Source organism: Tumidithrix elongata BACA0141 (genome assembly GCF_036349135.1).
GTDB lineage: Bacteria > Cyanobacteriota > Cyanobacteriia > Pseudanabaenales > Pseudanabaenaceae > Tumidithrix > Tumidithrix elongata.
Map to the genome: position 1 here is coordinate 38,779 of NZ_JAZBJZ010000028.1, position 10,353 is coordinate 49,131.

At 46.3% G+C, this 10,353-nt stretch carries 9 protein-coding genes; 4 read left to right on the forward strand and 5 right to left on the reverse strand.

Translation table 11 applies throughout. From position 1 onward, the window contains the following. Positions 1-100 precede the first annotated feature (100 nt). The 3 genes from V2H45_RS09235 (at position 101) to V2H45_RS09245 (ending at position 5,181) form a co-directional block, all read left to right on the forward strand. The gene (locus V2H45_RS09235) at positions 101-934 is read left to right on the forward strand and encodes an ABC transporter ATP-binding protein (protein WP_330483344.1); all 834 of its coding nucleotides are present in this window, start codon (positions 101-103) and stop codon (positions 932-934) included. A 75-nt stretch (positions 935-1,009) separates the two neighbouring features. Next, positions 1,010-3,031, forward strand: a complete 2,022-nt coding sequence (locus tag V2H45_RS09240; RefSeq protein ID WP_330483345.1) for an ABC transporter ATP-binding/substrate-binding protein — start codon at positions 1,010-1,012, stop codon at positions 3,029-3,031. Between the two features lie 14 nt (positions 3,032-3,045). After that, complete coding sequence (locus tag V2H45_RS09245) at positions 3,046-5,181, forward strand: molybdopterin oxidoreductase family protein (RefSeq protein WP_330483346.1); 2,136 nt, start codon at positions 3,046-3,048, stop codon at positions 5,179-5,181. Between the two features lie 189 nt (positions 5,182-5,370). Here V2H45_RS09245 and V2H45_RS09250 read toward each other — a convergent pair whose 3' ends face one another. Beyond that, positions 5,371-5,964, reverse strand: coding sequence for a tetratricopeptide repeat protein (locus V2H45_RS09250; RefSeq protein WP_330483347.1), 594 nt, complete (start codon positions 5,962-5,964; stop codon positions 5,371-5,373). A gap of 171 nt (positions 5,965-6,135) precedes the next feature. Between V2H45_RS09250 and V2H45_RS09255 the strand changes: the two genes are divergently transcribed. Next, positions 6,136-6,516, forward strand: coding sequence for a ribosomal protein L7/L12 (locus tag V2H45_RS09255; RefSeq protein ID WP_330483348.1), 381 nt, complete (start codon positions 6,136-6,138; stop codon positions 6,514-6,516). Between the two features lie 75 nt (positions 6,517-6,591). Here V2H45_RS09255 and V2H45_RS09260 read toward each other — a convergent pair whose 3' ends face one another. The 4 genes from V2H45_RS09260 to V2H45_RS09275 form a co-directional block, all read right to left on the reverse strand. Next, on the reverse strand, positions 6,592-7,809 hold the full coding sequence (locus V2H45_RS09260) for a dihydroorotase (RefSeq protein ID WP_330483349.1): 1,218 nt from the start codon (positions 7,807-7,809) through the stop codon (positions 6,592-6,594). 7 nt (positions 7,810-7,816) lie between these two features. After that, positions 7,817-8,770, reverse strand: coding sequence for a hydroxymethylbilane synthase (gene hemC, locus V2H45_RS09265; protein ID WP_330483350.1), 954 nt, complete (start codon positions 8,768-8,770; stop codon positions 7,817-7,819). A 315-nt stretch (positions 8,771-9,085) separates the two neighbouring features. Continuing rightward, complete coding sequence (locus V2H45_RS09270; RefSeq protein WP_330483351.1) at positions 9,086-9,763, reverse strand: phage tail protein; 678 nt, start codon at positions 9,761-9,763, stop codon at positions 9,086-9,088. 2 nt (positions 9,764-9,765) lie between these two features. Then, the coding region (locus V2H45_RS09275; RefSeq protein WP_330483352.1) for an AAA family ATPase at positions 9,766-10,353 on the reverse strand (588 nt) is incomplete at its 5' end.

Genomic DNA, 10,353 nt, shown 5'->3' on the forward strand with positions numbered 1-10,353 from the left:
ATGATTTGTAGGCTTCACCAAAAATCTGTGAAACCTAACTCATTCAACAACACCATCAATGCGAACAAAAAATTCAAATTCTTCAAACTTGCAATTCTCTATGCAGACCCTTAACAGTACAAACCCAAACTCCGCGATCGCGCGCGATCCTTTTCTTACGTTTGAATCTGTTTCCAAAATTTACAACACGCCCAGAGGTGATTTCACAGTTTTAGAAGGAATTGACCTCACTGTGTATGAATCTGAGTTTGTTTGTGTAATTGGTCACTCAGGGTGCGGTAAATCAACACTGTTGAATATGGTGTCTGGTTTCACAAAACCCACTCATGGCGAAGTTCGACTACAGTCAAAGCTGATCTCCAAGCCAGGTCCCGATCGCATGGTCGTCTTTCAAAACTATTCGCTGTTACCTTGGAAGACTGCCTATGAAAATATTTACTTGGCAGTCAAGACGGTCTACCCTGACAAGAGCAAGGCAGAAAAGCATCGCATTGTGATGGAAAACCTAGAAATGGTGGGATTGCTAGAAGCAGCGAATAAGAAGCCAAAACAGCTATCAGGTGGTATGAGGCAAAGGGTTTCGATCGCCCGCGCTTTATCCATTCGTCCTCAGGTTTTGATTTTGGACGAACCATTCGGCGCATTGGATGTGATGACGCGGGAGGAATTGCAAGAGGAACTACTCACGATTTGGCGGGAGCATCGCGTCACGGTAATGATGATTACCCATGATATTGATGAAGCGATTTTCTTGTCCGATCGGATTGTGATGATGACCAATGGGCCTGCTGCCCAAATTGGAGAAATTGTCGAGGTGCCATTTGAGCGTCCTCGCGATCGCGCCAAAATCATGGAGGATCCAAGGTTCTTTACCCTGCGCAATCATGCTTTGGAATTTCTGTTTAATCGCTATGCGCTTACAGAAGATCATTAGAGAAGTTGTCTAAAAAAATGACTAGAGCCGCTTTATTCTCGCCTCACATTAAAATCACTCGCTAAAGATTGAATCATGTCAAACTTTCTAGAAATTGACCACGTCGATCGGGTCTTTCATTCCAGACAAGGCGATTATGTTGCCATCAAAGACGCGCATCTCAAAATTAACGAAGGGGAGTTTGTCACCATTGTGGGTCACTCTGGTTGTGGCAAATCCACCTTGCTTAACATTCTTGCGGGGTTAGATCGAGCTTCTGCGGGTGGTGTGGTTTTGGAAGGAAGAGAGGTCAGAGATCCAGGTCCCGATCGGATGCTTGTATTTCAAAATCATTCGCTTTTACCCTGGTTGAATGTCAGACAAAATATTGCCTTAGGCGTAAATCGAGTACTGCGGCATTTGCCTAAGTCAGAACGGCATCGAATTATTGAAGAACATATCGACCTTGTCGGTTTGCGGGCGGCAGCAGATAAACTTCCCAGAGAGATTTCAGGGGGAATGAAGCAACGGGTTGGAATTGCCCGTGCCTTAGCAATTCGCCCTAAGGTTCTCTTACTTGACGAGCCGTTTGGAGCCTTAGATGCCTTGACCAGAGGTCGCCTGCAAGAACAGTTGATGGAAATTTGCAACCAAAATCGCATTTCTGCGGTAATGATTACCCACGATGTCGATGAGGCGTTGCTATTGTCCGATCGCGTCGTGATGATGACCAATGGTCCTGCAGCGCATGTCGGACAGATTTTGCAAGTGGATTTACCCCGTCCGCGCAAGCGCTTAGAGGTGATCAACAATCCCAGCTACTATCGGATGCGGGGAGAAATTGTGGAATTCCTCAACATCCAGAAGAAGATTAAAACAGAAAAAGGTCAGCGGCAGGTTGCGGCGGCGATCAGTCGGGGCAATATCGAAAAAATCAATCTCAATATTGGTTTTATCCCGCTTACAGACTGCGCTCCCTTTGTGATCGCGCAGGAAAAAGGATTCTTCACCAAGCATGGTTTGGAAGTTAACTTATCGAGAGAAAGTAGCTGGAATGGTCTGGCAGAAGGCATTCGCGATGGTCGTCTAGATGCTGCACAGATGGTTACGGGCATGCCTCTCGCCTTGACGTTGGGGATGGGGAATAAACCACCCATGCCCATAGCGACTGCCCTCACGCTCAATCGCAACGGCAATGCCATTACGATTAGCAAAACCTTGCAAGAAGCAGGTGTTCGCGATCTAGCCACGCTCAAGCAATATATCGATAGCTTTAAGGATGCTGGCACGAAGTATGTCCCATCTTTTGGCACTGTGCATCTCGCTTCCATGCATAACTTCTTGCTGCGACAATGGCTCGCCAGTGGAGGCATCGATCCCGATCGTGATGTAGATATCGTGGTAATTCCCCCGCCACAAATGATCTCCAACTTGATGGCAGGAAATATTATCGGGTTTTGTTCGGGAGAACCTTGGAATTCACGCGCGGCATTAGACCGAGTAGGATTTGCGATCGCGACAGATTTAGATATTTGGAACGGACATCCTGAGAAGGTCTTGGGCGTAAGCCAAGCATGGGCAGAGAAATATCCCAATACTCATCTGGCTTTAGTGAAAGCCCTCTTGGAGGCTTGTCAGTTTTGCCAACCATTTGAAAACCGCGATGAAGTCGTTCTCACCTTAGCGAGACCGAGCTTCCTGAATATGGAACCCGTATGTATTCGATCTGGTTTTGCGGGACCCTATCGCGTCGGTACGGGCGAATCTCGCTACTACAAGGATTTTTGCGAGTTCTTGGTTGACAATGCCCCCAGTCGTCGAGAGCAACTTTGGGTTCTGACCCAAATGGCAAGATGGGGACTCACACCTTTTCCCAGCAATTACGACCAGATTCTCGATCGCATGTTATGTATGAATGTCTATCACCGAGCTGCCAGCGAACTGGAAATTGATACGGGTGCTGACTCCATGGCTAGTTTTGCGCTCACAGATGGCTCTACCTTCGATCCGACGAATCCTTTGGCATCCCTGCAACAGTTTTCCTATGCTCGCGCTGTCGAAGCGATCGCCTTTGACCTTGAGCGAGGCTTTACGGCTACACAAGAGGTTGCGGTTTGACGCATACAGGATCTATGTCTGCGATTACCAAAACACTCTGTCCATACTGTGGCGTTGGTTGCGGGTTAGAAGCGGTAGACGAGCGCTCAAAAGAACCAGAAGGATTTAAGGTGCGAGGCGATCGCTCCCATCCTTCCAGTCAGGGTATGGTCTGTATCAAGGGGGCTTCCATTGCCGAGTCGATCGCACGCGATCGCTTGCTATATCCCCAGTTTCGAGCATCCTTAGACGATCCGTTTCGGCGGATCTCGTGGGATGAGGCTTTCGGGCTGATTGTCGATAAAATTCAATCCACGATCGCAACCATAGGTTGCGATGCTTTATGCGTCTATGGTTCGGGTCAATTCCAAACGGAAGATTACTATGTGGCGCAGAAACTGTTCAAGGGATGCCTAGGCACCAATAATTTTGATGCCAATTCGCGTCTCTGCATGTCTTCGGCGGTGTCAGGATATATCAAGAGCTTTGGATCCGATGGGCCTCCCTGTTGCTATGACGACCTAGACTTGACGGACTGTGCTTTTATTATTGGCAGCAATATGGCTGAATGCCATCCGATTCTGTTTAATCGCCTGCGCAAACGTCATAAGAAAGATGCCAATGTCAAGCTGATCGTTGTCGATCCGCGTTGCACGCAAACAGCTGCTGTTGCCGATCTGCACCTGCCGATTCTTCCCGGAACCGATATTCACTTGCTGAATGGAATTGCCTATCTATTGTGGCAATGGGGGAAGTGCGATCGCGCCTTCATCGATCGCTATACCAATGGCTTTGCAGTTTTTCAATCGGTGATTCAGGACTATCCCCCTGAAGTTGTGGCGAAGCATTGCGGCATTACCACAGAGGCATTAGAGATAGCGGCAAGATATTGGGCAAATGCGACGAACGTATTGTCTCTGTGGTCGATGGGTGTGAATCAGTCTACGCAGGGTACGGCGAAGGTGGAATCGATCGTCAATTTACATCTGATGACTGGACAGATTGGCAAGCCTGGAGCTGGGCCTTTTTCGCTTACAGGGCAACCGAATGCCATGGGAGGACGGGAAGCTGGCGGATTAGCTCATCTACTACCTGGCTATCGCTCTGTCCTGAATCCCGACCATCGTGCAGAATTGGAAGCATTCTGGCAATTGCCATCAGGAAGGATTTCTCCCCATGTTGGGCGCGTTGCAGGGGATATCGTGAGGGGCTTAGAAACGGGCGAGGTGCAACTTCTTTGGATTGCCGCAACCAATCCTGCCGTGAGTTTGCCTGACTTGGTGCGGCTCAAAAAAGCCCTGCGCCGATCGCCTTTCACAATCTATCAAGATGCCTACGATCCCACTGAGACCTCAGCCTACGCACATTTATTGCTGCCTGCGACGCAATGGAGCGAAAAGACAGGGATTATGACCAACTCTGAGCGCCGCGTTACCCTTTGTCGCAGCTTTCAACCGCCCAAGGGGGAAGCGAAACATGATTGGGAAATCTTTGCCGAAGTCGGTCGCCGTTTGGGTTTTGCCGCACAGTTCCCCTTCCAAAACTCCAGTGAAGTCTATGCTGAGTTTGTGCAGATTACCCGCGATCGCCCCTGCGATCATTCTGGTTTGAGTCACGAGCTGTTAGACAAGGAAGGCCCCCTCCAGTGGCCCTACCCTGCCGATCGCGAACATCATGCGAACGTGCAAGAATCTCAAAGACTCTATAGCGATTTGCAGTTTCACACCCCCGATCGGAAAGCTAGATTTGGGGCGTATCACGGTCATGGCTTGGCGGAACCGCCCGATGAGAACTATCCCTATATTCTCACCAACGGCAGGCTATACGGTCACTGGCATACCCAAACCCGTACAGGGCGTACCGATAAGATTTGTCAAATGTACCCCAATCCTTTCCTAGAAATCCACCCTAAGGATGCTAATAAGTTGGGTTTGCAACCAGAGGATTTTGTACTGATTAAGTCCGTGCGCGGTTCTGCTAAATTGCCAATCCTAATTACGGAGGCGATCGCTCCAGGAGTCGTGTTTATGCCAATGCACTGGGGAGCCTTGTGGGCAGAAGATGCTGAGATCAATGCCCTGACACATTCCCATGCCGATCCTGACTCTAAGCAGCCTGAACTCAAGGCTTGCGCGGTATCTCTAGAGGTAATTCCCAAAGTCACGAACTAATGTAGCATCCAGTAGTGAGATAGTCAGAAGGGCACAAGAGCAAGTGTTTGACTAGTCGTAGAGCTTTTCATATTACTGCTTCTGAATTTCTTTAATTCTATCTAAAGGGCACCTCTAAAAATTCAAAATAATTGAGAATACAGACGAAGCATCAAGGCTTTCAGGTTCTTTTTATTGAGAATAAGCCAATTAATAGAGGTGCCCTAAAGTAACTTGATAAGCTTCCATCCTATTGTCACTCAAACATATGTCTGCTGCTTTCTGACTATCCTCAATTGCACCTTGTTTATCACCCATGCTCAAACGGACAGATCCTCTATAGATGTAATTGAGCGCTTTATAGTAATAGGAAAGGGTTTTATAGGAACTGAATGACATCGCTTTAGTGAAGTCATCAATTGCTTCTTGATAATTGCCTAACTCAAAGTGAGCAAGACCTCGATGATGATAAGCATCAGAATAATTTGGATCGAGCTCGATTACCTTTGAGAAGTCTTCGAGAGCTGATTGACACTGAAAGGAGCTATTGAAACAAAGACCCCGATTGTAGTAAACTGTAATATGACTAGGATCGAGTTCTATCGATTTACTATAGTCTTCGATTGCTCCATCTGTATCATCGCAATATTTTGCATCACCTCTGCTCTTAAAAGCAATGGCAGAATTAGGATCGAGTTCTATCGCTTGAGTGAAGTCATCAATTGCTCCTTGATTATCACCTTTCTGTGACTTGTCAAGTCCTCGAGTAACCAGTTCTTCCGCTGTTAAATAATCAGTAGACATAAGTTCTTTAGCAAAGCTTGTATTGCTAATTAAAATTTCAGGATTGAGATAATTATATTTTATTTGAGAGATCTTTCTAAATTAGATTGAAAACTTGGTTGGTGCTATACATACTTACCGAAATAGTTGGAAAATGCTAAGCTAGCCTCGATCGCTTTATAGGAAGTGGGCATGGAGCCTTTATATTTGATTATTGTGCTAACAGGAGCATTGCTGATCTTCTTGTCTGGCAGAGGCGATCGGCGTAGTAGCATTTCGCGGCGATCGCAAAACTGGCGCATCGAACAACTAGAGCGAAAGGTCGATCTGCTGCTCAAGCATTCCGAACTTGAAATAGAGACAAATCATCTCACCTTGATCGAAGTTCCTCCCGTACAAAAGATTGCTGCGATCAAAGTGGTGAGGGAACTAACAGGATTAGGGCTAAAAGATGCTAAAGATCTGGTTGAATCTGCGCCAGTCTCGTTGGAGCACTTGGTCATCGATCCCATCTTTGCCAAACAGAAGTTGGAAGAGGCTGGCGCGATCGTGATTTTGCGAAGATTACCTTAAGCTGACATAAATTCGGAATAAGCAATAAGGACAAAAAGTGGAATGGGCTTTACCTTCCTCTCCTTAATCCGAACTCTAAATTACCTTGCCGATCGCAACTTTGCCCAAACAGGGTGTGTTGTGAGATAGAGAAGCGATCGCGCTTGCCGTCACCGTCCAACTTTGATTGGGATCGAATAGGGTTTGCAGAGATAACTGGTCGGAATTCAAATTTAAACACTGAGCGGGTCGGGCACTCATGGCTTGCCAGAGTTCCAACCCAGTCAAAAGACCAGTCTCAACCAACTGCTGCCAGAGCATCGGGAGTGCTAGTTCTAGGCCGATCGCCCCCGCAGGCGCAACTTCAAAGGCTACGGTCTTTTCTTCGTAGGTATAGGGCGTGTGATCGATCGCGATCGCATCGATCGCGCCAGACTTAACCCCAGCAATCAAGGCCCTGCGATCGGCTTCGCTGCCCAGTGCAGGAATTAAGCGTAAATTTGGATCGTAGGAATGCAGGTCTTTATCTTCCAACCAAAGATTGAGCCAAGGCACACTTGCGGTGACAGGAAGACCGTCAGCTTTGGCTTGGACAATTAGTTCCACGCTGCGAGCTGAAGAGATTCGCATAAAGTGCGTCGGTGTATGGGTGAGACGAACCAACTCCAATAAAGCCGCCAGTGCCGAAGTTTCCGCTATATCTGGAATTCCAGACAAACCATATTGCAGCGACCACTTGCCTTCGCGCATGACACCACTGGCAACCAAACTGAGATCCTGTGGCATCAGTACGATCGGTTTGCCTAGTGGCTTGATATATTCCATCGCCCGTCGCACCAGAGCCAAATTTGCTATGGGTTTGGCATCGGTGAAGCCCACCACAAATTCCGCTAATTCAGCTAAGTCAGCGATCTGTTTGCCTTCACAGCCTTTGGTGATCGCACCCCAAGGCATAAAGGGCAGGTGCTTTTGACTGCGCCAAAATTCCAATGCCGCAATATCATCGATCGCAGGTTGCGTGTGGGGTAAGATGCCAACCTTAGCAAAGCCGCCACGACGAGCAGCCTCTGCTAAAGAAGCGAGGGTTTCGCGTTGCTCAAAGCCCGGTTCGCCACTGGTGCTATAGAGATCGACCAGCCCAGTACCTAAAACTAAGCCCGTGAGATCGCTTATCTCAGTACCTTCAGGAATCTGTGCCCGATCCACACCAACATGGAACTTTCCATCGGTCGCGAGTAGAACCTCCGCTAGGTAATCGGTTTGAGCAACAGCATCAAGGATGCGAGTTTGTCTAAATAAGGTAGGGCATTGCATACCTGCTCTAAGCGCGAAATTCGGCGGTGATGGCATCTAAAATTGCCTGTGCGCCTTTACCCTTGAGTTGATGCGCCAATTCAATGCCGATCGCGTCGGGTTGGGTAATATCGCCCGTCACATCGCCTTTTATGAGGGTTTGACCGTCAAGGCTAGCTACAATTCCCTTGAGCGTGAGGCGATCGCCATCAATGGTGGTGTTCACACCAATCGGAACTTGACAGCCACCTTCTAACTCGCGCAAAAAGGAGCGCTCTGCCAGACATCTTTGCGTGGTGGGGTAGTGAATAATCGGTGCAAATAGTTCTAGCACTTCTGGATCGTCGGTGCGGCACTCAATCCCTAATGCGCCTTGACCGACCGCATGGAGCGAAATTTCGGGATCGATGATTTGGTGGACGCGATCGCCCATGCCCAAACGCTGTAGACCTGCTACGGCAAGAATAATGGCATCAAACTCGCCTGCATCTAGTTTTTGCAAACGGGTATTGAGGTTTCCGCGAATATCCTTAAAGGTTAAATGGGGATAGTAGTGACGCAGTTGTGCCAAACGACGTAGGGATGATGTCCCCACCACCGTGCCTTCGGGCAGGGTATCTAACTGCTTATCTTTGTGCTTTTCGTGAACCACTAAGGCATCCGCAGGATCTTCGCGTTCGGTGACTGCACCAAGCATCAAACCTTCAGGAAGATTGGTGGGTAAATCCTTTAAGCTATGCACGGCTAAGTCAACCTCACGTTCGATCATGGCTAGCTCTAGCTCTTTGGTAAATAAGCCCTTATCGCCAATTTTGGCTAATGCCACATCGAGAATTTTGTCGCCTTGGGTACTCATGGTCTGTACCTCAAAGGTGCGATCGCTATGTGCTTTTTGCAACTCTGCCTGAACCCAGTAAGTTTGTACAAGTGCAAGTTGACTTTTACGAGAACCGATTTGGATTGTGCGAGTTGTGGTAGGCATAGGAAGGTTATGGAGTATGAGACTTTAAGATAGATATGAGATTTATATGGTTTGGCTTTTCAGTTTTCAATGAAAAAACGTTTTTGGGGTTTTAACGATCTGAGATTCAGAAACCCATCTAATATTCAAACAGTTTTCGACCCCTTATCTCAAAATCTTTACAAAAACTTGTTAAGAAACTTAACTATAGCCCTATAAGCCTTTGTTTCTGGGATGCACCTCAAAGGCTAAGCCAAACCCATAAAAAAGTCCTAACCCAAACCATGACAGAAGCAGGAAGCAAAAGCAGAAGCTTAACCTATCGACAAGTCAAAATCAAATGTCTTCTTCAATGACGATATTTCTCTTTTCAATTTCCTCGATAAAGATTTTGAGGCTGGGATTCTGTTTATACGAACTCAATAGAGTCTTTTGTTTGCAGTATTTGCTGGAAATATTCTGATAATAATGTGGATTTTTATTGTTAGGATCGATCGTAAAGCCCTCTTTACTTTGAAGGGCTTGGTTTAATGTGGATAAACAACTTTTGATTTTTGATTTTTTGTTATCGGCGTAATACAAGGGAAGAAGCCAGCATTCTGTGGAGTGAACAGCAATCGCAAAGATGATTTTATCCTCGCATTGACCGTAAAAGTCCTCACCGATCGCACTTTTAAACTTTTCAATTACCTTCTCAATGAGCTGTTCGGGAGGAATTTCTCCATTTTCATCTTGATGAGGGACGCCATAATACTCATCAGAGACATCCGTAACGATATGAACAATCACATATTCGTTGAATTGAAACGATTCTCTGAAATTAGGCGATCGACAGTACTCAAAAACCTGACTCCAGCCACCAAAATTCCTAGATCTATTTGCATCCGTCGTATCTCTTAAGGGTTGCAGCCAGTTCACATCAAGATTGCGAGACTCGAAATATCCAGCTAAAATATTCTCAATAATTTTTTGGTCGGTGATTCCTTCCGTAACTCCTGCGAAAGTGTTCTTCATAACTAAAAACCTTTAGGAAGTCCACCAATATAGCCCCTCATAAACGCTTCGGACAATTTCACGGGTTGTTGTCCTTCCAATGGTTCAGGTTTGAGAATGCGTTTGGCTTTGGTATGTCCGTCTTTATTGCGATAAATCGCTAAAAGCCTTTGCTCGTCATCATCTAAATTTAAACCATCCAAAATTGCTGGATTGTGGGTTGTCAAGATAACTTGCTTGTCATATTTTATTGCAAGCTCGACTAACTCTTTAACCAATCTACTGCACAATTTGGGGTTAAGAGAAGCATCAATGTTGTCAATCGCGAAGAATTTAGGAGTTTTCTTACTGATAAACAGCGTAAAATAAAATACTAAGAACAAAAAGCCTTCGTTAGAGCTCTTTTGATAGAAGTAAGGTAGGCTTTCATCTAAATACTTATCTTTGATTTGAATGCTTCTTTCTTCACCAAATGAATCTTCAGGTATTTTAAAATCTTCAAACCAATCTATCAGCTTAAGCTTTTCCTTGATTTCGCTAACCTTATCAGAGTTTTTATCTAAGAGCGTGTTTGAGAAGTTTAGGGTAGAAAAAAAGCCCCCAAAGTTATA